This window comes from Pseudomonas salicis (genome assembly GCF_057128705.1).
Genome location: NZ_JBSKHU010000004.1, coordinates 606,315 through 632,214 on the forward strand (window position 1 = coordinate 606,315; position 25,900 = coordinate 632,214).

The 25,900-nt window shown below is 60.6% G+C and carries 21 protein-coding genes and 1 riboswitch; of the genes, 18 read left to right on the top strand and 3 right to left on the bottom strand.

Annotation, left to right across the window (positions count from 1 at the left end):
- Nucleotides 1–13: 13 nt before the first annotated feature.
- Nucleotides 14–832 carry a phenylalanine 4-monooxygenase gene (gene phhA, locus ACWKWE_RS17480; protein WP_483851217.1) on the bottom strand — a complete coding sequence of 273 codons (819 nt, stop codon included), beginning with the start codon at nt 830–832 and terminating at the stop codon, nt 14–16.
- Between the two features lie 282 nt (nt 833–1,114).
- Between phhA and ACWKWE_RS17485 the strand changes: the two genes are divergently transcribed.
- Entirely contained in the window at nt 1,115–2,668 is a 1,554-nt protein-coding gene (locus ACWKWE_RS17485) for a sigma-54-dependent transcriptional regulator (RefSeq protein WP_166593308.1), read from the top strand.
- Between the two features lie 94 nt (nt 2,669–2,762).
- Here the strand turns inward: ACWKWE_RS17485 and ACWKWE_RS17490 are convergent, their stop codons facing one another.
- Nucleotides 2,763–3,029 carry a DUF2790 domain-containing protein gene (locus ACWKWE_RS17490; protein WP_483851218.1) on the bottom strand — a complete coding sequence of 89 codons (267 nt, stop codon included), beginning with the start codon at nt 3,027–3,029 and terminating at the stop codon, nt 2,763–2,765.
- Between the two features lie 450 nt (nt 3,030–3,479).
- Between ACWKWE_RS17490 and acs the strand changes: the two genes are divergently transcribed.
- The 14 genes from acs (at nt 3,480) to astE (ending at nt 19,683) form a co-directional block, all read left to right on the top strand.
- Nucleotides 3,480–5,435, top strand: coding sequence for an acetate--CoA ligase (acs, locus tag ACWKWE_RS17495; protein WP_166593306.1), 1,956 nt, complete (start codon nt 3,480–3,482; stop codon nt 5,433–5,435).
- Nucleotides 5,436–6,097: 662 nt separating this feature from the next.
- Entirely contained in the window at nt 6,098–6,874 is a 777-nt protein-coding gene (locus ACWKWE_RS17500) for an ABC transporter substrate-binding protein (protein ID WP_341959418.1), read from the top strand.
- Nucleotides 6,875–6,964: 90 nt separating this feature from the next.
- Complete coding sequence (locus ACWKWE_RS17505) at nt 6,965–7,654, top strand: ABC transporter permease (RefSeq protein WP_483851219.1); 690 nt, start codon at nt 6,965–6,967, stop codon at nt 7,652–7,654.
- Complete coding sequence (locus tag ACWKWE_RS17510; RefSeq protein WP_341959415.1) at nt 7,651–8,349, top strand: ABC transporter permease; 699 nt, start codon at nt 7,651–7,653, stop codon at nt 8,347–8,349. The genes ACWKWE_RS17505 and ACWKWE_RS17510 overlap by 4 nt, the downstream gene beginning before the upstream one ends.
- A gap of 1 nt (nt 8,350) precedes the next feature.
- Complete coding sequence (locus tag ACWKWE_RS17515) at nt 8,351–9,463, top strand: succinylglutamate desuccinylase/aspartoacylase family protein (protein WP_483851220.1); 1,113 nt, start codon at nt 8,351–8,353, stop codon at nt 9,461–9,463.
- 21 nt (nt 9,464–9,484) lie between these two features.
- Nucleotides 9,485–10,249 (top strand): ABC transporter ATP-binding protein, encoded by a 765-nt coding sequence (locus tag ACWKWE_RS17520; protein ID WP_081569194.1) that lies wholly within the window; start codon nt 9,485–9,487, stop codon nt 10,247–10,249.
- A gap of 149 nt (nt 10,250–10,398) precedes the next feature.
- The gene (gene argR, locus ACWKWE_RS17525) at nt 10,399–11,388 is read left to right on the top strand and encodes a transcriptional regulator ArgR (protein WP_166593301.1); all 990 of its coding nucleotides are present in this window, start codon (nt 10,399–10,401) and stop codon (nt 11,386–11,388) included.
- Nucleotides 11,389–11,777: 389 nt separating this feature from the next.
- Entirely contained in the window at nt 11,778–12,998 is a 1,221-nt protein-coding gene (locus ACWKWE_RS17530) for an aspartate aminotransferase family protein (RefSeq protein ID WP_483851221.1), read from the top strand.
- Nucleotides 12,999–13,184: 186 nt separating this feature from the next.
- Nucleotides 13,185–14,216: an arginine/ornithine succinyltransferase subunit alpha gene (gene aruF, locus ACWKWE_RS17535; RefSeq protein WP_166593299.1), complete on the top strand. Its 1,032-nt coding sequence runs from the start codon at nt 13,185–13,187 to the stop codon at nt 14,214–14,216.
- Nucleotides 14,217–14,306: 90 nt separating this feature from the next.
- Nucleotides 14,307–15,332, top strand: coding sequence for an arginine N-succinyltransferase (astA, locus tag ACWKWE_RS17540; RefSeq protein WP_166593298.1), 1,026 nt, complete (start codon nt 14,307–14,309; stop codon nt 15,330–15,332).
- Complete coding sequence (gene astD, locus ACWKWE_RS17545; RefSeq protein ID WP_483851222.1) at nt 15,329–16,798, top strand: succinylglutamate-semialdehyde dehydrogenase; 1,470 nt, start codon at nt 15,329–15,331, stop codon at nt 16,796–16,798. Before astA ends, astD begins: the two co-directional genes overlap by 4 nt.
- 149 nt (nt 16,799–16,947) lie before the next feature.
- A complete protein-coding gene (astB, locus tag ACWKWE_RS17550) occupies nt 16,948–18,294 on the top strand; it encodes an N-succinylarginine dihydrolase (RefSeq protein ID WP_483851223.1) in 1,347 nt (448 codons plus the stop codon).
- Between the two features lie 75 nt (nt 18,295–18,369).
- Nucleotides 18,370–18,660 carry a topoisomerase II gene (locus ACWKWE_RS17555; RefSeq protein ID WP_166593295.1) on the top strand — a complete coding sequence of 97 codons (291 nt, stop codon included), beginning with the start codon at nt 18,370–18,372 and terminating at the stop codon, nt 18,658–18,660.
- A gap of 15 nt (nt 18,661–18,675) precedes the next feature.
- Entirely contained in the window at nt 18,676–19,683 is a 1,008-nt protein-coding gene (astE, locus tag ACWKWE_RS17560; protein WP_483851224.1) for a succinylglutamate desuccinylase, read from the top strand.
- Nucleotides 19,684–19,815: 132 nt separating this feature from the next.
- On the opposite strand, the gene ACWKWE_RS17565 is transcribed toward astE, so the two are convergent.
- Nucleotides 19,816–20,310 carry a 6,7-dimethyl-8-ribityllumazine synthase gene (locus tag ACWKWE_RS17565; protein WP_166593293.1) on the bottom strand — a complete coding sequence of 165 codons (495 nt, stop codon included), beginning with the start codon at nt 20,308–20,310 and terminating at the stop codon, nt 19,816–19,818.
- A gap of 128 nt (nt 20,311–20,438) precedes the next feature.
- Nucleotides 20,439–20,583, bottom strand: a riboswitch (FMN riboswitch).
- Nucleotides 20,584–20,767: 184 nt separating this feature from the next.
- Between ACWKWE_RS17565 and ltaE the strand changes: the two genes are divergently transcribed.
- The 3 genes from ltaE to ACWKWE_RS17580 all read left to right on the top strand — a co-directional run bounded on the left by ltaE (nt 20,768) and on the right by ACWKWE_RS17580 (nt 25,865).
- Entirely contained in the window at nt 20,768–21,772 is a 1,005-nt protein-coding gene (gene ltaE, locus ACWKWE_RS17570; RefSeq protein WP_166593292.1) for a low-specificity L-threonine aldolase, read from the top strand.
- A 144-nt stretch (nt 21,773–21,916) separates the two neighbouring features.
- Entirely contained in the window at nt 21,917–24,535 is a 2,619-nt protein-coding gene (gene alaS / locus ACWKWE_RS17575; RefSeq protein ID WP_483851225.1) for an alanine--tRNA ligase, read from the top strand.
- A 97-nt stretch (nt 24,536–24,632) separates the two neighbouring features.
- Nucleotides 24,633–25,865: an aspartate kinase gene (locus tag ACWKWE_RS17580; protein ID WP_483851226.1), complete on the top strand. Its 1,233-nt coding sequence runs from the start codon at nt 24,633–24,635 to the stop codon at nt 25,863–25,865.
- Nucleotides 25,866–25,900 lie beyond the last annotated feature (35 nt).

The window sequence follows — 25,900 nt, forward strand, 5'->3', positions numbered from 1 at the left end:
TAAGGGTCCTTTTTCAGGCGGCTGTTGTTTTCGAAGGTTGTGCTTTGGGCGTCTGCGGTTTGGGCGTAAAGCGCGGCGCATGCAGGCCCATGGAAGTCGCCGTCTGGACCATGCCCATGATGTCTTCGTGGGCCAGGTCGAACAGGCGCTTCAAGTCCGGCAACACGAAATACAGCGGTTGCAGGATGTCGATGCGGTACGGCGTGCGCATGGCTTCTATCGGGTCGAAGGCCTGATGTTCCGGCGTCGAGGACAGGCTGTACACCGTTTCCTTGGGCGACGAGAGAATGCCACCCCCATAAATCTTGCGCCCCTGTGCAGTGTCTACCAACCCGAATTCGATGGTCATCCAGTAAAGGCGGGCAAGATACACGCGTTGCTCCTTGCTGGCTGCCAGACCGAGCTTGCCGTAGGTGTGGGTAAATTCTGCAAACCAGGGGTTGGTCAGGAGCGGGCAGTGTCCGAAGACTTCGTGAAAGATGTCAGGCTCTTGCAGGTAATCCAGTTCTTCTTCGGTGCGAATGAACGTGGCCACGGGAAATCGCTTGCTGGCCAGCAGTTCGAAAAAGGTCTGAAAGGGGATGAGCGCCGGAACCCGCGCGACTTGCCAGCCCGTGGTGGCGGCCAGCACGGTGTTGATCTCGGCCAGTTGCGGGATTCGATCATGGGGCAGGTTGAGCTGTTCGATACCGTCGAGGTATTCCTGGCAGGCGCGGCCTTCGATCACCTTCAATTGGCGAGTGATCAAGGTGTTCCACACCCGATGTTCAGCGTCGGGATATTCGATGAAGCCGCTGGCGTTCGGTTCACGGGCGACGTACTGCGTGCTCATGCTGCTCTCCTGAATGGCTTGTTCTTATATGGAGCGTTCGGTTGCAGGTCGATGGCCCGCGTAAGGCTATAGATACCCGGTTTCAAGCCGTGTGCCGCAGCGTTGCACAGGAAGTGGAGGTCAGTGGACGCGCGGCGTCGTAAAGAAAACCTGACAGATGAGTGTGAAAAGCCCGAAATCTGCGCTTTCCAGGGCGCTTGGCCGCTTGCGCTGTAACGTATTCTTGACGGTAAACTTCGCGCATCACAAAAAAGTCAGCCTGATGACAAGAGTCGACCTGCCATGCGTATCAAAGTGCACTGCCAGAACCGCGTCGGAATCCTGCGCGACATCCTCGAATTGCTGGTCTCGTACGGCGTCAACGTCTCGGGCGGCGAAGTGGGCGGCGAGCACGGCGATGCGATCTACCTGCGCTGCCCGAACCTGATCAACCTGCAATTCCAGGCGCTGGTGCCCAAGTTCGAAACAATTCCGGGGGTATTCGGCGTCAAGCGTGTGGGATTGATGCCCAGCGAGCGTCGGCACATGGAGTTGAATGCGTTGCTGGGCGCGCTGGAGTTTCCGGTGCTATCAATCGACATGGGCGGCTCCATTGTTGCGGCCAACCGGGCGGCGGCGCAGTTGCTCGGGGTGCGCGTCGATGAAGTCCCCGGCATTCCGCTGTCCCGTTACGCCGAAGATTTCGACCTGCCGCAACTGGTCCGTGCCAACCGGTCACGGATCAATGGCCTGAGGGTCAAGGTGAAGGGCGATATTTTTCTGGCCGACATTGCGCCCCTGCAATCCGAGCACGAAGACAGTGAAGCCATGGCGGGCGCGGTCTTGACGCTGCACCGGGCGGATCGCGTGGGCGAGCACATCTATAACGTGCGCAAGCAGGAGTTGCGGGGCTTCGACAGCATCTTCCAAAGCTCGAAGGTGATGGCCGCTGTCGTGCGAGAGGCCCGGCGGATGGCCCCCCTCGATGCCCCGTTATTGATAGAAGGTGAAACCGGCACCGGCAAGGAGCTGCTGGCGCGGGCCTGTCATCTGGCGAGCCCTCGCGGTCAGTCGCCGATGATGGCGCTCAACTGCGCGGGATTGTCCGAGTCCATGGCCGAGACCGAGCTGTTCGGATACGGGCCGGGCGCGTTTGAAGGCGCACGGGCCGAGGGCAAGCTCGGGCTGCTCGAACTGACCGCAGGCGGTACGTTATTTCTCGATGGCGTGGCGGAAATGAGTGCCCGGTTGCAGGCGAAACTGTTGCGCTACCTGCAAGAAGGCTGCTTTCGCCGTGTTGGAAGTGATGAAGAGGTGTTTCTGGACGTACGCGTGATCTGCGCCACGCAGGTGGACCTGTCCGAACTGTGCGCACGCGGCGAGTTTCGGCAGGATCTCTACCACCGGCTCAACGTGCTGTCGCTGCACATCCCGCCGCTGCGCGAATGCCTCGACGGCCTGCAACCGCTGGTGCAGCATTTTCTCGATCAGGCCAGCCGGCAGATCGGCTGCCCGCTGCCGCGCATTGCACCCGCCGCGATCGAGCGACTGAATCACTACCACTGGCCTGGCAATGTACGGCAATTGGAGAACGTATTGTTTCAGGCGGTTTCACTGTGCGAGGGCGGAGTGGTGAAGGCGGAACATATTCGTTTGCCGGACTATGGCGTACGCCAACCGTTGGGAGACTTTTCGTTAGAGGGCGGGTTGGAAGAGATTGTCGGGCGTTTTGAAAAGGCGGTATTGGAGCAACTTTATGCAGCACACCCGAGCAGCCGTTTATTGGGGAAACGATTGGGTGTTTCACATACGACGATCGCCAATAAGTTAAAACAGTATGAAGTAGGGCAGAAGTAACGATGATCGGTAGCAGCACGGCTTGCCGGCGGTGGCGCCTGGTAATCGCCACGGCCAGCAAGTCGTGCTGCTACCGTTTTCAATCAGTGATTGATCAACCGTTACTGCACCCGTTGCCCATGACCATGTATTCCATGACATGGCGCTTACCCTTGGAGTCCTCGTAGGTCATGTGCTGTGGCACGACGCTGCAGACGTTCGGCACTTCATCCACGGAAATGACCTTGGCGATGTCCAGTTTGGTGGAGTAGCTGTAGTGCTCGACCCGTTGCTGTTGCGCGGCCACTTTCGCACCTGATTCTTCTGCCATTGCCATGGCGCTGAAACCACAAAGAGCCATTACAACCAGTGCAGCTTTCATTTAGGTATTTCCTCTAAGTTGCTTCGTCAACGCTGCCAGACAGGAATGCCGTTCGGCAGGGTGCGCAAAACCCTTGTGGGATTTTGTGTGAAGCCAGTTGTTTACAGGTTTAGTTGCAGATTGACAGACCGGTGTGGGGGGCTGTTAGTTGTCAATCGTTTGCCGTGTTGGCGAAATGAATTCTAGGCGCCTGCGCTCGGGTTATATAGAAACCCTTTTGATAAAGACTGTTGAGGATTCTGGTAACAATCGCGATTTACGCGCCGCAACGCACTAAGCCTCTCGTTCTTTGGTCGTAGGACTTAGATGAAGATTTGCCACAAACCGGGCCCTTGAGCGCGTTTCGGCGTTATGCTGAAGGCCGGTAAGACCATCGTCGAATGGCGTTTGCGGCCCTCGGCGGATACAACGGTTTCATACAAAAACAACATTTCCACCGAGGTAAGAAAGATGAGTGCGGCTTCCCTGTACCCCGTCCGCCCTGAAGTGGCAGCCAATACGCTGACTGACGAGGCGACCTACAAGGCCATGTACCAGCAGTCGGTGGTCAACCCGGATGGCTTCTGGCGTGAGCAGGCCAAGCGCCTGGATTGGATCAAGCCCTTCACCACCGTCAAACAGACCTCGTTCGACGATCACCGCGTCGACATCAAATGGTTTGCCGATGGCACCCTGAACGTTTCCTACAACTGCCTGGACCGTCATCTGGCCGAGCGTGGCGATCAGGTCGCGATCATCTGGGAAGGCGACGACCCTTCCGAAAGCCGCAATATCACCTACCGCGAACTGCATGAAGAAGTCTGCAAGTTCGCCAACGCCTTGCGCGGCCAGGACGTGCATCGTGGCGACGTCGTGACCATTTACATGCCGATGATCCCGGAAGCCGTGGTTGCCATGCTGGCGTGCGCTCGCATCGGCGCGATCCATTCCGTGGTGTTCGGTGGCTTCTCGCCGGAAGCCCTGGCCGGTCGCATCATTGACTGCAAATCGAAAGTCGTGATCACCGCCGACGAAGGTTTGCGTGGCGGCAAGCGCACCGCGCTCAAGGCCAACGTTGACCGTGCCCTGACCAACCCTGAAACCAGCAGCGTGCAGAAAGTCATCGTGTGCAAGCGCACCGGTGGCGACATCGAGTGGAACCGCCACCGCGACATCTGGTACCACACGCTGCTGGAAGTGGCTTCGACCACCTGCGCGCCGAAAGAAATGGGCGCCGAAGAGTCGCTGTTCATTCTTTACACCTCAGGCTCCACGGGCAAACCGAAAGGCGTGCTGCACACCACTGCGGGCTACTTGCTCTACGCGGCGCTGACTCACGAGCGCGTGTTCGACTACAAGCCAGGCGAAGTCTACTGGTGCACCGCCGACGTGGGCTGGGTCACCGGCCACAGCTACATCGTCTACGGTCCGCTGGCCAATGGCGCGACCACGCTGCTGTTCGAAGGGGTGCCGAATTACCCGGACATCACTCGCATGTCGCAGATCATCGACAAACACAAGGTCAACATCCTTTACACCGCACCGACCGCCATTCGCGCCATGATGGCCGAAGGCACCAAAGCTGTTGAAGGCGCGGACGGTTCGAGCCTGCGGCTGTTGGGGTCGGTGGGCGAGCCGATCAACCCGGAAGCCTGGAACTGGTACTACAACACCGTCGGCAAACAGAACTGCCCAATCGTCGATACGTGGTGGCAGACCGAAACCGGCGGCGTGCTGATCAGCCCGTTGCCGGGCGCCACCGCGCTCAAGCCGGGGTCGGCGACCAAGCCGTTCTTCGGCGTGATCCCGGCGCTGGTCGATAACCTCGGCAACCTGATCGAAGGCGCGGCCGAAGGCAATCTGGTGATCCTCGACTCGTGGCCAGGCCAGTCCCGCAGCCTGTATGGAGATCACGACCGTTTCGTCGACACCTACTTCAAGACGTTCCGTGGGATGTACTTCACCGGTGACGGCGCCCGTCGCGATGAAGACGGCTACTACTGGATCACGGGTCGCGTCGATGACGTGCTCAACGTGTCCGGCCACCGCATGGGCACCGCCGAGATCGAAAGCGCGATGGTCGCCCACCCGAAAGTCGCGGAAGCCGCAGTCGTCGGCGTGCCGCATGACCTGAAAGGGCAAGGCATCTACGTCTACGTGACCTTGAACGGCGGCGAAGTGCCAGACGAAGCCTTGCGCATCGAACTGCGCAACTGGGTACGGAAAGAGATTGGCCCGATTGCCTCGCCTGACGTCATTCAGTGGGCGCCGGGCCTGCCGAAGACCCGCTCCGGCAAGATCATGCGCCGCATCTTGCGCAAGATCGCCACGGGGGAGTACGACGCGCTGGGTGATATCTCCACGCTGGCTGATCCGGGTGTGGTGGCGCATCTGGTCGAGACCCACAAGACCATGAACGTCGCCTGACGCTTGCGGTTGTGAAGCGCCCCGTCCGGTGAAAACCGGGCGGGGCGTTTTTTTGCGTTGCATTTTTCGGCCCTTTACGAAGCTGTGGGGCGAGGAGGATGACCTGTGGGAGCGAATTCATTCGCGAGAGGCGGGTGCATTCGCCACATCCCTATCGCCCAGACGATCTTTTCGCGAATGAATTCGCTCCCACAGGGGGCGTGCGCGTCAGCTGAATCGTGACAACTGAGATATATATCGATTTGTTACCGCCCAGTCAGCACGTGTAACCTCACGCCCCGAAATGAGGCATATCACCCCGGAATCCGTGCAATTCATCGCTGCGCAACCACCGTCCGACACGCTGGACTTGCCGGATTAGAAGGCTATGCCAATAATGGGCGCGTTATTTGCTTCGTTGATAGGTTTGCCGCTACTGGCTCAGACACAAACTTTCTGGGCTGTCAATCAGGCTGATCGGCTTTCTCGGTGCTTCTGTAACTAGTTGTCGCATTGAAGAAATATCGACTTCCAGCCTGCCGCTAAAATGCCGACCACTCGCCGAAGGCCTGTCGAGCCCTGAGACCCGACGGCACCTCGCGTCGCAGTTTCAGTTATTCCTTCTGCACATTGAGCGCTTCGCTCACTGCCACTTGTCGCGTTATACCGATGGAGTTCCACGAATGAAAAAGCTCATGCTGCTGGGTGCGCTGGCGCTGTCCGTATTGGCACAGCCTGTGTTCGCCGATGAAAAGCCTCTGAAGATCGGCATCGAAGCGGCGTACCCTCCATTCGCCTCGAAAGCGCCGGACGGCAGCATCGTCGGCTTCGACTACGACATCGGCAACGCGCTGTGCGAAGAGATGAAAGTCAAATGCGTATGGGTCGAGCAAGAGTTCGACGGCCTGATCCCGGCGCTGAAGGTGCGCAAGATCGACGCCATCCTGTCCTCAATGTCCATCACCGAAGACCGCAAGAAGTCCGTCGACTTCACCAACAAGTACTACAACACCCCGGCCCGTCTGGTCATGAAGCAAGGCACTGTCGTCAGTGACGGCCTGACCGAACTCAAGGGCAAGAACATCGGCGTGCAGCGTGGCTCGATCCACGAGCGTTTCGCCAAGGAAGTCCTCGCCCCGCTGGGCGCTGAAATCAAGCCGTACAGCTCGCAGAACGAAATCTATCTGGACATCGGCGCCGGTCGTCTCGATGGCACCGTGGCCGACGCGACCCTGCTGCAAGACGGCTTCCTGAACACTGAATCGGGCAAAGGCTACGCGTTCGTCGGCCCGGCGTTCACCGACGTCAACTACTTCGGCGATGGCGTGGGCATTGCCGTTCGCAAGGGCGACAAGGCCGATCTGGACAAGATCAACGCCGCCATCGCTGCGATCCGTGAAAACGGTAAATACAAGGCGATCCAGGACAAGTACTTCAACTTCGACATCTACGGCAAGTAAGTCGACGTTCGTCCGTAATGGCGCTATCGGCAGGATTTTTATCCTTCTGATCGCGCCATTTTTCTATCCCGTGTTCGAGGGCCAAACAACATGTTGAAAGGCTACGGAACCGTCATCCTCGACGGTGCATGGCTGACCTTGCAACTCGCCCTGTGCTCCATGGCGCTGGCCATCGTGCTCGGGCTGATCGGCGTGTCGTTGCGCCTGTCGCCGGTGCGTTGGCTCGCCTGGCTGGGTGACCTGTATTCCACGGTCATCCGCGGCATTCCTGACCTGGTGCTGATCCTGCTGATCTTCTACGGCGGTCAGGACTTGCTCAACCGCGTTGCGCCGTTGCTCGGCCACGACGATTACATCGATTTGAACCCGCTGATGGCCGGTATCGGCACGCTGGGTTTCATCTTCGGTGCCTACCTTTCTGAAACCTTCCGCGGCGCGTTCATGGCCATTCCCAAAGGGCAGGCCGAAGCTGGCATGGCCTATGGCATGAGCAGTGGTCGGGTGTTTTTCCGCATCCTGGTGCCGCAGATGATCCGTCTGGCGATTCCGGGGTTCACCAACAATTGGTTGGTGTTGACCAAGGCCACCGCGCTGATTTCCGTGGTGGGTCTGCAAGACATGATGTTCAAGGCCAAGCAGGCGGCCGATGCCACCCGTGAACCCTTTACCTTTTTCCTTGCCGTGGCAGCCATGTACCTGGTGATCACCAGCGTCTCGCTGCTGGTGCTGCGTTACATTGAAAAACGCTACTCGGCGGGCGTCAGGGTGGCTGACCTATGATCTTCGATTACAACGTCGTCTGGGATAACCTGCCGCTGTACTTCGGTGGCCTGTTGATCACCCTCAAATTGCTGGCGCTGTCGCTGTTTTTCGGCCTGCTGGCCGCTTTGCCGCTTGGGTTGATGCGCGTCTCCAAAGTCGCCTGGGTCAACCTGCTGGCCTGGGGTTACACCTACGTGATTCGCGGCACGCCGATGCTGGTGCAACTGTTCTTGATCTACTACGGTCTGGCGCAATTCGAAGCCGTGCGCGAGAGCATTTTCTGGCCATGGCTGTCGAGCGCGACCTTCTGTGCCTGCCTGGCCTTCGCCATTAACACCAGCGCCTACACCGCAGAAATCATCGCCGGCAGCCTTAAATCCACGCCACCGGGCGAGATCGAAGCGGCGCGGGCGATGGGCATGTCCAAGGCCAAAATGTACCGTCGCATCCTGCTGCCCTCGGCCCTGCGCCGGGCACTGCCGCAATACAGCAACGAAGTGATCATGATGCTGCAGACCACGAGTCTGGCGTCCATCGTCACGCTGATCGACATCACCGGCGCGGCGCGCACGGTCAACGCGCAGTTCTATCTGCCGTTCGAGGCGTACATCACGGCGGGCGTGTTCTACCTGTGCCTGACCTTCATTCTGGTGAAACTGTTCAAGCTGGCCGAGCGCCGCTGGCTCAGTTACCTCGCACCGAGGAAGCACTGATATGCAACGCATCGATCATGATTTGCCGTGGGGCAACCTGGGCACCCAGCGCACGTTGAGCGTGTTCCGTTTCGGTCAGGGCGAGCGCAAGGCTTACATTCAGGCCAGCCTGCACGCCGACGAACTGCCGGGGATGCGCACGGCGTGGGAGCTGAAAAAGCGCCTGGCGCAACTGGAAGAGCAAGGTCGGTTGAACGGTGTCATCGAACTGGTGCCGGTGGCCAACCCGATCGGTCTAGGGCAATTGCTGCAAGGCAATCATCAGGGCCGCTTCGAATACGGCAGTGGCAAGAATTTCAACCGTGATTTCACCGAGCTGAGCGAGCCGGTGGCCGAGCGGCTGGCAGGAAAACTGGGCGATGATCCTCATGCCAACGTCCGGCTGATTCGTCAGGCCATGGCCGATGTGTTGGCCGAATTGCCACCAGCGGGCAGCGAGTTGGCGGGCATGCATCGCGCGCTGTTGAGCCACGCCTGCAACGCCGACATCGTCCTCGATCTGCACTGCGACACCGACGCGTCTCTGCACATGTACGCGCTGCCGCAGCATTGGCCACAATGGCGATCCCTGTCGGCGCGTCTGGGCGTCAGCGTCGGCTTGCTGGCGGAAGACTCCGGTGGCAGCTCGTTCGACGAAGCCTGTTCGTTGCCATGGCTGCGGTTGGCAAAGCAGTTTCCCGACGCGCAGATTCCGTTGGCCTGCATGTCCACCACCCTGGAGCTGGGTGGCCAGTCCAACACCGGCAAGGCCGAAGCCGAAGCGTACGCCGAGGGCATTCTGGCGTTCCTGGGCGAGCAGGGCCTGATCAGCGGCGAGTGGCCGCAACCGGCCCATGAGGCCTGTGAAGGCATGCCGTTCGAAGGCACCGAAATGATCTACGCGCCGCACCCCGGCGTGCTGACCTTTCTGCGTCCGGCGGGCGCCTGGGTCGAGCCGGGTGAGCCGCTGTTTGAGGTCATCGACCCGCTGACCGACCGCGTGACTACGGTCTGTGCGGCCACGGCCGGCGTGCTGTTCGCCATCGAAAAACTGCGTTACGCCCAGCCGGGCTTCTGGATGGCCAAGGTTGCGGGGCGCACCCCGTTGCGCAGCGGCCGCCTGCTCAGTGACTGATTACTTGTGAGAACCGACATCATGAACAAACTGGAAGTCCAGGACCTGCACAAGTGCTACGGCAGTCACGAAGTGCTCAAAGGCGTTTCGCTGACCGCGAAGGCGGGCGATGTGATCAGCATCATCGGCTCCAGCGGCTCGGGCAAAAGTACTTTTCTGCGTTGCATCAACCTGCTGGAGCAGCCGAAATCCGGTCGCATTCTGCTCAACAACGAAGAGCTGAAGCTGGTCGCCAACAAGGACGGCGGCTTGAAGGCGGCGGACCCGAAACAGCTGCAACGCATGCGTTCGCGCCTGTCGATGGTCTTTCAGCATTTCAATCTGTGGTCGCACATGACAGCGCTGGAAAACATCATCGAGGCGCCGATTCACGTTTTGGGCGTGCCGAAGAAAGAGGCGCTGGAAAAGGCCGAGCACTACTTGAACAAAGTCGGCGTCGCTCACCGCAAGGACGCCTTCCCGGGGCACATGTCCGGTGGCGAGCAGCAGCGCGTGGCGATTGCCCGGGCGTTGGCGATGGAGCCTGAAGTCATGCTGTTCGACGAACCGACTTCGGCCCTCGACCCGGAGCTGGTGGGCGACGTACTGAAAGTCATGCAAGCCTTGGCGCAAGAAGGCCGCACGATGGTGGTGGTGACCCACGAAATGGGCTTTGCCCGTGAGGTGTCGAACCAATTGATCTTTCTGCACAAGGGGTTGGTCGAAGAAAGCGGCGACCCCCGCGAAGTGCTGGTCAACCCGAAATCGGAGCGCCTTCAGCAGTTTCTTTCGGGCAGCCTGAAGTAACGATTGGTGCCGTCTCGAACGGTGCGTTTTGTCTCGGAACAGTTCATGCTGCGCGTCACTTCGACCGCTGCCATGAACTGAACGCAACAGATTCACTTCACACGCCCGGCGTGTGACCCCCAACAGCGACACGTTTCGGATTGCACGCCATGACTGCCCATCGAATCGGATTTCTTATCTGGCCCAGCACCAAAGCCTTGACCCTGGCGCTGGCGGAGGAAGCCCTGCGTGTCGCTCAGCGCGTTCACCCCGACGTGGTGTATGAGCTGACGTTCATGCAAGCCGAGCCAACCGCCGAAGGCGCTGGCGCTGGTTGGCAATTGCCGGGTGAGCCGTGGGGCGGTCGCCTCGAAGGCTGCCAGAAAGTGTTCCTCATTGCCGACGAACCTCCTGCGCCCATGGCTTCCGCCTTGGCCGGGGCGCTCAAGCAGCTCGTGCGGGCAGGCTGTGTGATCGGCGGGCTGTCGGCGGGTGTTTACCCCTTGGCGCAACTGGGCTTGCTCGATGGTTATCGTGCGGCCGTGCACTGGCGCTGGCAGGACGATTTCGCCGAGCGCTTCCCGAAGGTTATCGCCACCAGCCATCTGTTCGATTGGGACCGCGATCGCCTGACCGCGTGTGGCGGGATGTCGGTGCTGGACCTGCTGCTGGCGGTGCTGGCCCGCGACCATGGTGCCGAGCTGGCGGGCGCGGTGTCGGAAGAACTGGTGGTCGAGCGCATCCGGGAAGGGGGCGAGCGTCAGCGCATTCCGTTGCAGAACCGTCTGGGCTCCAGCCATCCAAAGCTGACGCAGGCCGTGCTGTTGATGGAGGCCAACATCGAAGAGCCGCTGACCACCGACGAAATCGCCCAACACGTCTGCGTGTCCCGACGCCAGCTGGAGCGGATTTTCAAGCAATACCTCAATCGCGTGCCGAGCCAGTATTACCTGGAACTGCGCCTGAACAAGGCCCGGCAGATGCTGATGCAGACCAGCAAATCGATCATCCAGATCGGCCTCTCTTGCGGCTTCTCCTCCGGCCCGCACTTCTCCAGCGCCTACCGCAACTTCTTCGGCGCCACCCCCCGCGAAGACCGCAACCAGCGACGCAGCAGCAGCCCGTTTGAACTGTCGTCGGTGCCTGCCGAGCGCGGTTAGCCGATTTCAGGCCGCGCGTACGTACCTGTGTGGGAGCGAATTCATTCGCGATAGGGCCGTACATCCGCTACATCTCTGGCGTCCGTAAGAATTTTCGCGAATGAATTCGCTCCCACAGGATATGCGGTGTGGTCGGGTGTTGTGGGGCGCGGCATCCGTGCGCGCGACAACAGTTTGAATTCAAATCCACAGGCCGCTGCGTTAACCCCTCCCAACGTTTAAACTGCGCCTTTCCGACGCTATTTGTCGCATTGCCGAAAGCCTCGGAAAAAGCCGGTTTTGCGCTATAAGAAGTTGTCGCTTGGCGGCAAGGCCGGACCGAAATCAGTCCCTACAATCCTTCCATCGCTCGCCAGCCCCAGGCAGGCGTTCCTCTTCAGGAGACTCCGATGTCCGTTGAGCAAGTTCCGGTGCAACGTGCCGATTTTGACCAGGTGATGGTCCCCAACTACGCCCCTGCGGCGTTCATCCCCGTGCGCGGCCAGGGTTCCCGCGTCTGGGATCAGGCGGGTCGTGAGCTGGTCGATTTCTCCGGCGGCATCGCGGTCAACGTGCTGGGTCACGCCCATCCGGCGCTGGTCGGCGCACTGACCGAGCAAGCCAACAAGCTGTGGCATGTCTCCAACGTGTTCACCAACGAGCCGGCGCTGCGCCTGGCCAAGAAGCTGGTCGACGCGACCTTCGCCGACCGAGTGTTCTTCTGTAACTCCGGCGCCGAAGCCAACGAAGCGGCGTTCAAGCTGGCCCGTCGCGTGGCGCACGATCTGTACGGCACCGAGAAGTACGAAATCATCGCCGCGCTGAACAGCTTCCACGGTCGTACCCTGTTCACCGTGAGTGTCGGCGGTCAGCCGAAATACTCCGACGGTTTCGGCCCGAAAATCACCGGCATCACCCACGTTCCGTTCAACGACCTCGACGCATTGAAAGCGGCTGTCAGCGACAAGACCTGCGCGGTCGTGCTGGAGCCGATTCAGGGCGAAGGCGGCGTGCTGCCCGCCGAGCTGGAATACCTGAAAGGCGCGCGCACATTGTGTGACGAACACAACGCGCTGCTGATCTTCGACGAAGTGCAGAGCGGCATGGGTCGCAGCGGTCACCTGTTCGCGTACCAGCATTACGGTGTGGTGCCTGACATTCTTTCCAGCGCCAAGAGCATCGGCGGTGGTTTCCCGATGGCAGCGATGCTGACCACCGAAAAACTCGCCAAGCACCTGGCCGTCGGCGTTCACGGCACCACTTACGGCGGCAACCCGCTGGCGTGCGCGGTGGGCGAGGCGGTGATCGACGTGGTCAACACCCCTGAAGTCCTCAAGGGCGTGAATGCCAAGCACGCACTGTTCAAGGCGCGCCTGGAGAAGATCGGCCAGCAATACGGTGTGTTCAGCGAAGTGCGCGGCATGGGCCTGTTGATCGGGTGTGTGCTGACCGATGCCTGGAAGGGCAAGGCCAAGGACTTCTTCAACGCCGCCGAGCATGAAGGCGTGATGATCCTGCAAGCCGGTCCTGACGTGGTGCGTTTCGCGCCGAGCCTGGTGATCGAGGATGCGGACATCAACGAAGGTCTGGATCGTTTTGAACGTGCTGTGGCCAAGCTGACCCAGGTATAACCAGCGCTAGAGATTTCCTGTAGGAGTGAGCTTGCTCGCGATAGCGGTTTGTCAGAGACATCCATGTTGTCTGATACACAGCCATCGCGAGCAAGCTCACTCCTACAAGGTCAAGGCAGCTCGAGATTTGTTTTTTCTTTCCCCATGCCGGATTGCACCGGCCTGTTTTTCTCAAGGAGTGACACCATGCTGGTAATGCGCCCTGCGCAAATGGCCGATCTGAGCGAGGTCCAACGACTCGCCGCAGACAGCCCGATTGGTGTCACGTCCCTGCCGGATGACGCTGGCCGTCTGGGTGACAAGATCGCCGCGTCCGAGGCGTCGTTTGCCGCCGAGGTCAGTTTCAATGGCGAGGAAACCTATTTCTTCGTGCTGGAAGACACCGAATCCGGGCGTCTGGTGGGCTGTTCCGGGATCGTCGCGTCAGCGGGTTACTCCGAGCCGTTCTACAGTTTCCGCAACGAAACCTTCGTTCACGCTTCCCGCGAACTGAAGATCCACAACAAGATTCACGTGCTTTCCCAGTGCCACGACCTGACCGGCAACAGCCTGTTGACCAGCTTCTACGTGCTGCCGGAACTGGTGGGCACGCTGTGGTCGGAACTCAACTCCCGGGCTCGCCTGTTGTTCGTCGCGGCGCACCCTGAGCGCTTCGCTGATTCGGTGGTGACCGAGATCGTCGGCTACAGCGACGAAAACGGTGATTCGCCGTTCTGGGATGCCATCGGTCGCAACTTCTTCGACCTCAACTACGCCGAGGCCGAGCGCATCTGTGGCTTGAAAAGCCGGACCTTTCTCGCGGAGCTGATGCCCCATTACCCGATCTACGTGCCGCTGCTGCCCGATGAGGCGCAAGAAGCCATGGGCCAAGTGCATCCTCGCGCCCAGATCACCTTCGACATCCTGATGCGTGAAGGCTTCGAAACCGATCACTACATCGACATCTTCGACGGCGGCCCGACGCTGCATGCCCGCGTGTCGGGCATTCGTTCGATTGCGCAAAGCCGCGTGGTGCCGGTGAAAGTCGACACCGTGGACAGTGGCGACGCCGTGAAAGGCGGGCGTCCTTATCTGGTCGCCAACAACCAATTGCAGGACTACCGCGCCGTGATGCTGGAACTGGACTGGGTACCCGGCAAGCCCGTGACCCTGAGCCTGACGGCCGCCGAGGCATTGGGTGTGGGTGAAGGCGCCAGCGTGCGCATCGTCCCGGTTTGACAGTTGAGTCATCGGCGACCGCCACCGGTTGCCGTGTCGCAGGTTCGCGAGTTCGCCGGTGTCTGATCGAGACCGGCTTGAGGAGAAAGCATGATCGTTCGTCCCGTACGCAGCAGTGACCTACCGGCGCTGATCGATTTGGCGCGCAGCACCGGCGCAGGCCTGACCACGCTGCCAGCCAATGAAGAGCGCCTGGCGCACCGGGTCGGCTGGGCTGAAAAAACCTTTCGTGGCGACGCCGAGCGGGGCGACACCGACTACCTGTTCGTGCTTGAAGACGATGACGAGCGCGTGGTCGGCATCTCCGCCATCGCGGGGGCGGTGGGCCTGCGTGAGCCTTGGTACAACTACCGGGTCGGCCTGACGGTCAGCGCCTCTCAAGAACTGAACATCTATCGTGAAATCCCGACGCTGTTTCTGGCCAACGACCTGACCGGCAATTCAGAGCTATGCTCGCTGTTCCTGCACGCCGATTTCCGCAACGGCCTTAACGGCCGCCTGCTGTCGAAAGCGCGGATGCTGTTCATCGCCGAATTCCCTGAGTTGTTCGGCAACAAGATCATCGCAGAGATGCGCGGCATGTCCGACGAACAAGGGCATTCGCCGTTCTGGGAAAGCCTGGGTCGTCACTTCTTCAAGATGGAATTCAGCCAGGCCGATTACCTCACCGGTGTCGGCAACCGTGCGTTCATTGCCGAGTTGATGCCGAAATTCCCGCTGTACAGCTGCTTCCTGTCGGAAGCGGCGCGCAACGTCATCGGTCGCGTGCATACCAGCACCGAACCCGCGCTGACCATGCTCAAGGCCGAAGGCTTCAGCTATCAGGGTTACGTCGACATCTTCGACGCAGGGCCTGCGATTGAATGCGAGACCACCAAGATCCGCGCCGTGCGCGACAGTCAGGCGCTGGTCCTTGCGGTGGGCACGCCGGGCGATGACGCGACGCCGTTCCTTATCCACAACCGCAAGCGCGAAGATTGCCGAATCACGGCCGCGCCTGCGCGATTCGCAGCCGGAACACTGGTGGTCGACCCGATGACCGCCAAGCGCCTGCGCCTGACAGCAGGTGATCAGGTGCGCGCGGTGCCGCTGTCTCCAGCCCGGGAGGGTGTGTGATGAGCACGTTGTATATCGCAGGTGCCTGGCTGGCCGGGCAGGGGGAGGCGTTTGAGTCGCTGAATCCGGTCTCGCAACAGGTGATCTGGAAAGGCCAGGGCGCCACGGCCGAGCAGGTAGACGCTGCCGTGAAGGCTGCTCGTCAGGCCTTCCCGGCCTGGGCAACGCGCACGCTGGAAGAGCGCATCGTTGTGCTGGAAGCCTTCGCTGCCACGCTGAAAAGCCGTGCTGATGACATCGCCCGTTGCATCGGTGAGGAAACCGGCAAGCCGCTGTGGGAATCGGCGACGGAAGTGACCAGCATGGTCAACAAAGTCGCGATCTCGATTCAGAGTTATCGCGAGCGCACCGGCGAGAAGAGCGGCCCTCTGGGCGACGCCACCGCCGTGCTGCGGCACAAGCCCCATGGCGTGGTCGCCGTGTTCGGGCCGTACAATTTTCCGGGCCACTTGCCGAACGGCCACATCGTCCCGGCGCTGCTGGCCGGTAACGCCGTGGTGTTCAAACCCAGCGAACTGACCCCGAAAGTCGCTGAGCTGACGGTGCAATGCTGGATCGACGCAGGCCTGCCAGCTGGCGTGTTGAATCTGGTGCAAGGCGCGCGGGAAACCGGCATCGCCCTGGCCGCCAATCCTGGCATCGACGGTCTGTTCTTTACAGGGTCCAGCCGCACCGGCAATTCGCTGCACCAGCAGTTTGCCGGGCGTCCGGACAAGATCCTTGCGCTGGAGATGGGCGGCAACAATCCGCTGGTCGTGGATCAGGTCGCCGACGTCGATGCGGCGGTGTACACCGTGATTCAGTCGGCCTTCATTTCCGCTGGTCAGCGCTGCACCTGCGCGCGTCGCCTGTTGGTGCCTGAAGGGGCGTGGGGTGATGCGTTCATGGCGCGTCTGGTCGAGGTGAGCAAGACGATTCAAGTGGGTGCATTCGATCAACAACCGGCGCCATTCATGGGCTCGGTGATTTCCCTGCGGGCGGCGCAGGCGTTGGTCGATGCCCAAGAGCAGTTGCTGGCCAATGGCGCCGTGGCACTGCTGGAGATGACCCAGCCTGACACGAACTCAGCGTTACTGACGCCGGGGATTCTGGACGTCAGCGATGTGAGCGATCGACCGGACGAGGAGCTGTTCGGCCCGTTGTTGCAGGTGATTCGCTACGCGGATTTTGCGGGGGCCATCGAAGAGGCCAACGCCACGCAATACGGTCTGGCGGCGGGATTGTTGTCGGATTCGCAGGCGCGCTATCAGCAGTTCTGGTTGCAGAGTCGGGCGGGCATCGTCAACTGGAACAAGCAACTGACCGGCGCTGCAAGTACCGCGCCGTTCGGTGGGGTAGGGGCCTCGGGCAACCATCGCGCCAGTGCTTATTACGCGGCGGACTACTGCGCGTACCCGGTGGCGTCGCTGGAGAGCGGGACCCTCGCGTTGCCCGCGATGCTGACGCCTGGCATTACCCTGAACTAACCCCTTGTAGGAGTGAGCTTGCTCGCGATTGCGTTGTCTCTGTCACCCAATGACCGCTGACAAGCCGCCATCGCGAGCAAGCTCACTCCTACAGGTCAGGCAGCGCACGAAGAATGTGCTTATAAAAACAGATCCACGGAGCCTCACCGATGAAATCCTGTGAAGTCAACTTTGACGGTCTAGTGGGGCCGACCCATAACTACGGCGGACTGTCGTACGGCAACGTCGCGTCCCAGAGCAATTGCCAGCAGTCGTCGAACCCCCGTGAGGCGGCGCTGCAAGGGCTGGCGAAAATGAAGGCGCTGATGGAACTGGGCTTCACCCAGGGTGTGCTGGCGCCACAGGAGCGTCCGGACATCGCGGGCCTGCGCAAGCTGGGTTTCGGTGGTACCGACGCCCAGGTCATCGAACGTGCAGCCAAGGAATCCATGCCGCTGCTGGTCGCCAGTTGCTCGGCGTCGAGCATGTGGGTGGCCAACGCCGCGACGGTCAGCCCGAGTGCCGACACCGCTGACGGCCGCGTGCATTTCACCGCTGCGAACCTCAACTGCAAATACCACCGCAGCATCGAACACCCGACCACCAGCCGCGTGCTGGCCGCCATGTTTGCTGATCAGCAGCACTTCGCTCATCACGCCGCCTTGCCTGCCGTTGCCCAGTTCGGCGATGAGGGCGCGGCCAACCACACGCGTTTCTGCCGCAGTTACGGCGAGGCGGGCGTCGAGTTCTTCGTGTTCGGTCGTGCGGCGTTCGACACCCGTTTCCCGGCGCCGCAGAAGTACCCGGCGCGCCAGACCCTCGAAGCGTCCCAAGCCGTCGCGCGTCTGCATGGCCTGAGCGATGAAGGCGTGGTCTACGCGCAACAGAACCCGGCGGTGATCGATCAGGGCGTGTTCCACAACGACGTGATCGCGGTCGGCAATGGCGAAGTGCTTTTTTATCACGAGGACGCCTTCCTCAATACCGAGCACATGCTCAGCGAACTGCACGACAAGCTCAGCCGTCGCGGCGGCCGTTTCCAGGCCATCTGCGTGCCGCGTACCGAAGTGGGCGTGGAAGACGCTGTCCGCTCCTATCTTTTCAACAGCCAGTTGCTGTCGCGCCCGGATGGCTCGATGCTGCTGATCGTGCCGGAAGAGTGCCGCAGCAACGAACGCGTGTGGCATTACTTGCAACGCCTGATCGCGGACGAAAGCCCGATTCGCGAGGTCAAGGTGTTCGATCTCAAGCAAAGCATGCAGAACGGCGGCGGCCCGGCCTGCCTGCGTTTGCGGGTGGCGCTGAATGAAACGGAACTGGCGGCGGTCAATCCAGGGGTTATCATGACCGCGCCGTTGTACGACACGCTGACGCAGTGGGTGGACAAGCACTACCGCGATCGCCTGAGCGAAAGCGACCTGGCGGACCCGCAACTGCTGACCGAATGCCGCACGGCACTGGATGAACTGACGCAGCACCTGAAGCTGGGCGCGGTCTATCCTTTTCAACTCAATTGATGCATTTCCTCCATCGCGCCTGATCCGTAAGCGGCGTCAGGCCGCGATGCCGTTGCTTTTACAGAGAGAATTTTTATGACCGACGCCCTGCGTTTGATCCTTGAAGACACCGACGGCACTCAGCTGGAAACCTCCTGCACGCGTTTCGCCGTGATCTGGCAGGGCAAAGAAGTGTGGATTCAGCAAGACGGCCGTGGCCAGTTGCTGATCGGTGTGGATGTCGAGGAGGGCGACGCCGAGTACGCCAACCTGCTGTTGCGTCCGCTGGCGACCAACCTCGTGAGTCTGCAGCTGGAAATGGAACCGGCTGACGTTGGCGGCGACGACGAAGAAGGCCATGTGCACGGCCCGGATTGCAATCACTAAGCAGGAGCTCGTCCTATGCTCGCCCTCGGCAAACTGCTTGAACTGACCCTGGCGGGTCGTGAACCCGCAGCAAAGACTCAACTGACCGTCGACGGCGTGCGTTTGCGCTGGCTGGCCGAAGGGGCGCTGGAAGTCCGGCCCCCCGACGCGAAGGACAATGGCACTGACCTGCTGCTGTCTGCGGGCATTCATGGCAACGAAACAGCCCCTATCGAATTGCTGGATGAGCTGATTCACGCCATCGCCCGGGGCGAACTCAAGCCTCGGGCGCGCATTCTGTTTCTGTTCGGCAACCCCGAAGCGATGCGTCGCGGCGCGCGCTATATCGAGCAGGACGTCAATCGGCTGTTCAATGGCCGTCACGAACAAACCGAAGGCAATGAGGCGCTGCGGGCCTGCGAGCTGGAACGTCTGGCCGCGAGCTTTTTCAGCCTGCCTGATCGTTACCGACTGCATTACGACCTGCACACGGCAATTCGTGGCTCGAAGATCGAACAGTTCGCGCTTTACCCGTGGAAGGAGGGGCGCCAGCATTCACGCCGTGAACTGGTGCGCTTGCACAAGGCGGGCATGGAAGCGGTGTTGTTGCAGAACAAGCCGTCCATCGTGTTCAGCGCCTACACCTACGACAAGCTTGGGGCCGAGGCTTTCACGCTGGAGTTGGGCAAGGCGCGGCCGTTCGGGCAAAACCAGCAGGTCAACCTCGCGCCGTTGAAGGCAACGCTTGAGCAACTGATCAAGGGCTCAGAGCCTCTGGTGGGCGATCAGATCGATGGCTTGAAACTGTTCAGCGTGGCGCGGGAAGTCATCAAGCGCAGCGATGCGTTTCGTCTGCACCTGCCGGACGACATCGAGAACTTCACCCAGCTGGATAAAGGCTTTCTGTTGGCCGAGGACGCGTCAAATTCACGCTGGGTGGTCGAAGAAGAGGGCGCCCGCATCATCTTCCCGAATCCGAAGGTCAAGAACGGTTTGCGTGCCGGGATTCTGATCGTACCGACGACGGATGAGCAGTTGGGCTGAAGTGGGCCTCTGTAGGAGCGAGCTTGCTCGCGATTACGGTGTGTCAGGCGCCTGAAATGTCACCGATAAACCGCATCGCGAGCAAGCTCACTCCTACAAGGAAGAGCGGCGTTTGGGAGCGTCGAATTCCAATCAACCCACCGCTTTCTGCGATTCACCCAAACGACGCACCGCACGCAGCTTCGCCAGGGTGTCCGCGCAGGTCTTCGCCGCTTCCTGGCCTTTGTGCACGAAGTGGTTGAAGAAATAGTTGTGGTGCTCTTCGCCCGCGTGGAAGTGATGCGGGGTCAGGACCACCGAGAACACCGGCACTTCGGTTTCCAGCTGAACCTGCATCAATGCAGAGATGACCGACTGAGCCACGAACTCATGACGGTAGATCCCGCCATCGACCACCAGGCCAGCGGCCACGATGCCGCCGTAGCGACCGCTGTTGGCCAGCAGCTTGGCGTGCAGGGGAATTTCAAAGGCGCCGCCGACTTCGAAGAAATCGATATCGCTCTCGGCATAGCCGTGGTTGGCCATTTCAGCGACAAAGCCTTTACGCGCCTGATCGACAATATCTTTGTGCCAGCAAGCTTGAATGAAAGCGATGCGCTCGTGAGCGTGGATAGCGGTAGGTTGCATGTGTTCTGACTCCTGTTTAATTAAAAAACAGGGCACTTTGGATCGAAGGGGATGCCAGGGTACGGGTCGTCAGCGGTCCGGGCAAAATGCTCACGTGACAACGCTGCGAGACGATCCTGTGGTGCCTATCCCGTTCTCTCTTCATCCGGACTATGACCGTCGGCCCCGGAATCACACCGGGTCTGCTGACCTCGCAACGCGAGCGCTCGCGGGCTAGACGCTTTGCGCGCCATTACCGCCGGTGGGGAATCGCACCCCGCCCTGAGAACGTTGCCGACGGCATAATTCGTCGGCGTGCAGTTTGTAACACAGATTTTCAGAATGTGCATGGAGCCTTTTTGATGGTTTTCATCAGCTTTTCTTATAAGCCCATCTTGGCATCGCGGCCCGAAGCCTTGATTATCTGAGGTCCCGGCCTCAAGACTGAGGTTCGAATCATCTTTCAGGGAGCTTAATCGTGACGGTTATCGATCTGCGCAGCGACACAGTGACCCAACCCACCGCAGGCATGCGTGACGCCATGGCCCGCGCGCCACTGGGCGACGACGTGTACGGCGAGGACCCGACGGTCAACAAACTGGAGTCGTGGCTGGCGGAGCGTCTGGGCTTCGCGGCGGCGCTGTTCGTTCCTACCGGCACCATGAGCAACCTGCTCGGCCTGATGGCGCACTGCGAGCGCGGCGATGAATACATCGTTGGGCAGCAGGCGCACACCTACAAATACGAAGGGGGCGGCGCGGCGGTGTTGGGCTCGATTCAGCCTCAGCCACTGGACAACCAGGCCGACGGTTCGCTGGACCTCGATCAGGTGGTGGCCGCGATCAAGGCCGACGATTTCCATTTTGCACGCACCCGTCTGCTGGCCCTGGAAAACACCATGCAGGGCAAGGTGCTCCCGTTGGAATACCTGGCAGCGGCGCGCAAACTGACCCGTGAAAAGGGCCTGGCGCTGCATCTGGATGGCGCACGTCTTTACAACGCCGCCGTCAAGCTGGGCGTGGAAGCCCGAGAAATCACCCAGCATTTCGATTCGGTGTCGGTTTGCCTGTCCAAAGGCCTCGGCGCGCCGATTGGCTCAGTGCTGTGTGGCTCTGCAGAGTTCATCGCCAAGGCACGCCGGTTACGCAAGATGGTCGGCGGCGGCATGCGTCAAGCCGGATCGATTGCAGCGGCGGGTCTGTACGCTCTGGAGCATCAGGTCGAGCGTCTGGCCGACGACCACGCCAACGCGGCGTTTCTCGGCAAGGCGCTGAGCGAACTGGGTTTCGAGGTCGAGCCGGTGCAAACCAACATGGTCTACGTGCACATCGGCGACCGTGCCGAACGTTTCAAAGCCTTTTGTGCCGAGCGAGGTATCGTCCTCAGTGCTGCCCCGCGTTTGCGCATGGTCACGCACCTTGACGCCTCGGCGGCGCAAATGGAGCAGGTGGTCGCCGCGTTTGCCGAATTCGGTAGCCGCTAACCGACCGATAATCCAATTGGCGGCATCTATCGTACAAAGACGCTGTACCGTGGCAGTAACGCCTATATAATGCGGCCCTTTGCCGTCGTTTCGTCGAATGACGTTATGCAGTTGGCTCCGGCCGCAGTTCCCGTGGAAGAACCTATGAAAAGCGCAGAAATCCGTGAAGCCTTCCTTCGCTTCTTCGAAGAGCAAGGCCACACCCGAGTAGCCTCCAGCTCCTTGATTCCGGGCAACGACCCGACCCTGCTGTTCACCAACGCAGGCATGAACCAGTTCAAGGATTGCTTCCTGGGCCAGGAAAAACGGGCCTATACCCGTGCCGTCAGTAGCCAGAAGTGCGTGCGCGCCGGTGGCAAACACAACGACCTGGAAAACGTCGGGTACACCGCACGTCACCACACTTTCTTCGAAATGCTGGGTAACTTCAGCTTCGGCGACTACTTCAAGCGCGATGCGATCACCTTCGCCTGGACCTTCCTGACCGGCGTGTTGAAACTGCCGAAGGACAAGCTCTGGGTCACGGTCTACGCGACCGACGATGAAGCCTATGACATCTGGACCAAGGAAGTCGGCGTGCCGGCCGAGCGCATGGTTCGCATCGGCGACAACAAAGGCGCGCCTTACGCGTCTGACAACTTCTGGACCATGGGCGATACCGGCCCGTGCGGTCCTTGCACCGAGATCTTCTACGACCACGGCGCCGACATCTGGGGTGGCCCGCCGGGCTCGCCGGAAGAAGACGGCGACCGTTACATCGAGATCTGGAACAACGTCTTCATGCAGTTCAACCGCACTGCCGATGGCGTGCTGCACCCGCTGCCAGCGCCGTCGGTCGACACCGGCATGGGCCTGGAGCGGATCAGCGCCGTCCTGCAACACGTGCATTCGAACTACGAGATCGACCTGTTCCAGAGCCTGCTCGCCGCTGCCGCTCAGGCCATCGGTTGCACCAACGACGCCCAGCCTTCGCTGAAAGTCGTGGCTGACCACATCCGGTCCTGCGGCTTCCTGATCGCTGACGGCGTGCTGCCGTCCAACGAAGGCCGTGGCTACGTGCTGCGCCGCATCATTCGTCGCGCCTGCCGTCACGGCAACAAGCTGGGCGCCAAGGGCAGCTTCTTCTACCAGATCGTGGCTGCGTTGGTCGCCGAAATGGGCGAAGCCTTCCCTGAGCTGAAATCCCAACAGGCGCACATCGAGCGCGTACTGAAAGCGGAAGAAGAGCAATTCGCCAAGACCCTGGAGCAGGGCCTGAAAATCCTCGAACAGGACTTGGCCGAGCTGAAAGGCACGGTCGTGCCGGGCGACGTCGTGTTCAAGCTGTACGACACTTACGGCTTCCCGATGGACCTGACTGGCGACATCGCCCGTGAACGCAACCTGACCCTCGACGAAGCCGGTTTCGAACGCGAGATGGACGCCCAGCGTGAGCGCGCCCGTTCGGCCAGCGCTTTCGGCATGGACTACAACAGCCTGGTCAAGGTCGATGTGCCAACCGCGTTCACCGGTTATTCGGCCACTGCGGGCGACGCCAAGGTCGTGGCCATCTACAAGGAAGGCCAGTCGGTTCAGCAGTTGAACGAAGGCGAAGAAGGCGTCGTGATCCTCGATCAGACCCCATTCTACGCCGAGTCCGGCGGCCAGATCGGCGACAGCGGTTACCTGACCGCCAATGGCATCCGTTTCGACGTGAGCGACACCACCAAGACCGGCGGCGCGTTCCTGCACCACGGTGTGCAAGTGTCGGGCAGCCTGACCGTCGGCACCACGCTGAGCACCCAAGTGGCCGCCGAAGTGCGTCAAGCCACCTCCCTGAACCACTCGGCCACGCACTTGCTGCATGCTGCGCTGCGTCAGGTGTTGGGCGATCACGTCCAGCAGAAAGGCTCGCTGGTTGACAGTCAGCGCCTGCGCTTCGACTTCAGCCACTTCGAAGCCATCAAGCCTGAGCAGATCAAAGCGCTGGAAGACATCGTCAACGCCGAGGTTCGCAAGAACACCGCCGTTGAGACCGAAGAGACCGACATCGAAACCGCCAAGAAGAAGGGCGCCATGGCGCTGTTCGGCGAGAAGTACGGCGACAGCGTTCGCGTGCTGAGCATGGGCGGTGATTTCTCCGTCGAGTTGTGCGGCGGGATTCACGCCAACCGCACCGGCGACATCGCACTGTTCAAGATCATCAGCGAAGGCGGCGTGGCTTCGGGTGTGCGTCGTATCGAAGCGGTCACCGGCGCTGTGGCGCTGGCGTACCTGAACACCGCTGAAGAGCAATTGAAGGAAGCCGCGAACCTGGTCAAAGGCAATCGCGACAACCTGCTGGACAAACTGACGGCTGTGCTGGAGCGCAACCGTCTGCTGGAAAAACAGCTGGAACAACTGCAGGCCAAGGCGGCCAGCGCGGCGGGCGACGATCTGTCGGCGTCAGCGGTGGACGTCAAGGGCGCCAAGGTCCTCGCTGCCCGTCTCGATGGTCAGGATGGTAAAGCGCTGCTGGCGCTGGTGGATCAGTTGAAGAACAAACTCGGTCGCGCAGTGATCCTGCTCGGCGGTGTGCATAAAGACAAGGTCGTGCTGGTGGCGGGTGTCACCAAGGACCTGACTGGCCAACTCAAAGCCGGTGATTTGATGAAGCAAGCGGCTGCCGCTGTAGGCGGTAAAGGCGGCGGTCGTCCTGATATGGCACAAGGTGGCGGCGTTGATGCTGCCGGGCTGGACGCGGCGCTCGCGCTGGCGGTTCCGTTCGCCGAACAGGGAATTTAAGTCGACCCACCGCCCTTTTTTTCATTAGAAGGAGAGGGCGGCGCTACGCGGTTTGAATGTTTAACGGGGGCCCGTCATGGGCTGAGGCGGCTTTGAGATGGCTTTAATCGTACAAAAATTTGGCGGCACCTCCGTGGGCTCGGTCGAGCGCATCGAGCAGGTGGCTGACAAAATCAAGAAATTCCGCGAAGCGGGCGATGATCTGGTGGTGGTGCTGTCCGCAATGAGCGGCGAAACCAACCGCCTGATCGACCTGGCCAAGCAGATCAGCGACCAGCCGGTTCCGCGTGAGCTGGACGTCATTGTCTCCACCGGTGAGCAGGTGACGATTGCCTTGCTGGCCATGGCGCTGATCAAGCGTGGGGTGCCGGCGGTGTCCTACACCGGTAATCAGGTGCGCATCCTTACCGACAACGCGCACAACAAGGCGCGTATTCTGCAGATCGACGATCAGAAGATTCGTGCTGATCTGAAAGAAGGTCGCGTTGTCGTCGTCGCCGGTTTCCAGGGCGTCGACGAAAACGGCAACATCACGACCTTGGGTCGCGGTGGTTCGGACACCACGGGTGTGGCGTTGGCTGCTGCGTTGAAGGCCGATGAGTGCCAGATTTACACCGATGTCGATGGGGTTTACACCACCGACCCGCGTGTGGTGCCTCAGGCACAGCGTCTGGAAAAGATCACCTTTGAAGAAATGCTGGAAATGGCCAGCCTGGGCTCCAAGGTGTTGCAGATCCGCTCGGTGGAGTTCGCCGGCAAGTACAACGTTCCGCTGCGCGTGCTGCACAGCTTCAAGGAGGGTCCGGGTACCCTCATTACCATCGATGAAGAGGAATCCATGGAACAGCCGATCATTTCGGGCATCGCCTTCAACCGTGACGAAGCCAAGCTGACAATCCGTGGCGTGCCAGACACCCCGGGTGTTGCCTTCAAGATCCTCGGGCCGATCAGCGCCGCGAACATCGAAGTCGACATGATCGTGCAGAATGTTGCGCACGATAACACTACCGACTTCACCTTCACCGTGCACCGCAACGAGTACGAGCAGGCGCTGAGCGTCTTGCAGAATACCGCCAGGGAAATCGGCGCGCGCGAAGTGATCGGCGACACAAAGATTGCCAAGGTCTCCATCGTCGGCGTTGGCATGCGTTCCCACGCAGGCGTTGCGAGCCGCATGTTCGAAGCGCTGGCGAAGGAAACCATCAACATCCAGATGATCTCCACATCTGAAATCAAGGTATCGGTGGTCATTGAGGAGAAGTACCTGGAACTGGCGGTGCGTGCGCTGCACACTGCGTTCGAACTCGACGCGCCCCGCAAGGGCGAGTAAGGGTTTCGCCGAAGGGCGCGGACGACTCCGCGCCC

Bases quoted from the DNA above. Each gene is read 5' to 3' on its own strand.
- phhA (WP_483851217.1), bottom strand. From the start codon at position 832: ATGAGCACGCAGTACGTCGCCCGTGAACCGAACGCCAGCGGCTTCATC.
- ACWKWE_RS17565 (WP_166593293.1), bottom strand. From the start codon at position 20,310: ATGCAACCTACCGCTATCCACGCTCACGAGCGCATCGCTTTCATTCAA.
- ACWKWE_RS17490 (WP_483851218.1), bottom strand. From the start codon at position 3,029: ATGAAAGCTGCACTGGTTGTAATGGCTCTTTGTGGTTTCAGCGCCATG.
- ACWKWE_RS17520 (WP_081569194.1), top strand. From the start codon at position 9,485: ATGAACAAACTGGAAGTCCAGGACCTGCACAAGTGCTACGGCAGTCAC.
- ACWKWE_RS17485 (WP_166593308.1), top strand. From the start codon at position 1,115: ATGCGTATCAAAGTGCACTGCCAGAACCGCGTCGGAATCCTGCGCGAC.
- alaS (WP_483851225.1), top strand. From the start codon at position 21,917: ATGAAAAGCGCAGAAATCCGTGAAGCCTTCCTTCGCTTCTTCGAAGAG.
- astE (WP_483851224.1), top strand. From the start codon at position 18,676: ATGCTCGCCCTCGGCAAACTGCTTGAACTGACCCTGGCGGGTCGTGAA.
- ACWKWE_RS17515 (WP_483851220.1), top strand. From the start codon at position 8,351: ATGCAACGCATCGATCATGATTTGCCGTGGGGCAACCTGGGCACCCAG.
- ACWKWE_RS17500 (WP_341959418.1), top strand. From the start codon at position 6,098: ATGAAAAAGCTCATGCTGCTGGGTGCGCTGGCGCTGTCCGTATTGGCA.
- acs (WP_166593306.1), top strand. From the start codon at position 3,480: ATGAGTGCGGCTTCCCTGTACCCCGTCCGCCCTGAAGTGGCAGCCAAT.
- ACWKWE_RS17505 (WP_483851219.1), top strand. From the start codon at position 6,965: ATGTTGAAAGGCTACGGAACCGTCATCCTCGACGGTGCATGGCTGACC.
- ACWKWE_RS17530 (WP_483851221.1), top strand. From the start codon at position 11,778: ATGTCCGTTGAGCAAGTTCCGGTGCAACGTGCCGATTTTGACCAGGTG.
- ACWKWE_RS17510 (WP_341959415.1), top strand. From the start codon at position 7,651: ATGATCTTCGATTACAACGTCGTCTGGGATAACCTGCCGCTGTACTTC.
- astB (WP_483851223.1), top strand. From the start codon at position 16,948: ATGAAATCCTGTGAAGTCAACTTTGACGGTCTAGTGGGGCCGACCCAT.
- aruF (WP_166593299.1), top strand. From the start codon at position 13,185: ATGCTGGTAATGCGCCCTGCGCAAATGGCCGATCTGAGCGAGGTCCAA.
- ACWKWE_RS17580 (WP_483851226.1), top strand. From the start codon at position 24,633: ATGGCTTTAATCGTACAAAAATTTGGCGGCACCTCCGTGGGCTCGGTC.
- ACWKWE_RS17555 (WP_166593295.1), top strand. From the start codon at position 18,370: ATGACCGACGCCCTGCGTTTGATCCTTGAAGACACCGACGGCACTCAG.
- argR (WP_166593301.1), top strand. From the start codon at position 10,399: ATGACTGCCCATCGAATCGGATTTCTTATCTGGCCCAGCACCAAAGCC.
- astA (WP_166593298.1), top strand. From the start codon at position 14,307: ATGATCGTTCGTCCCGTACGCAGCAGTGACCTACCGGCGCTGATCGAT.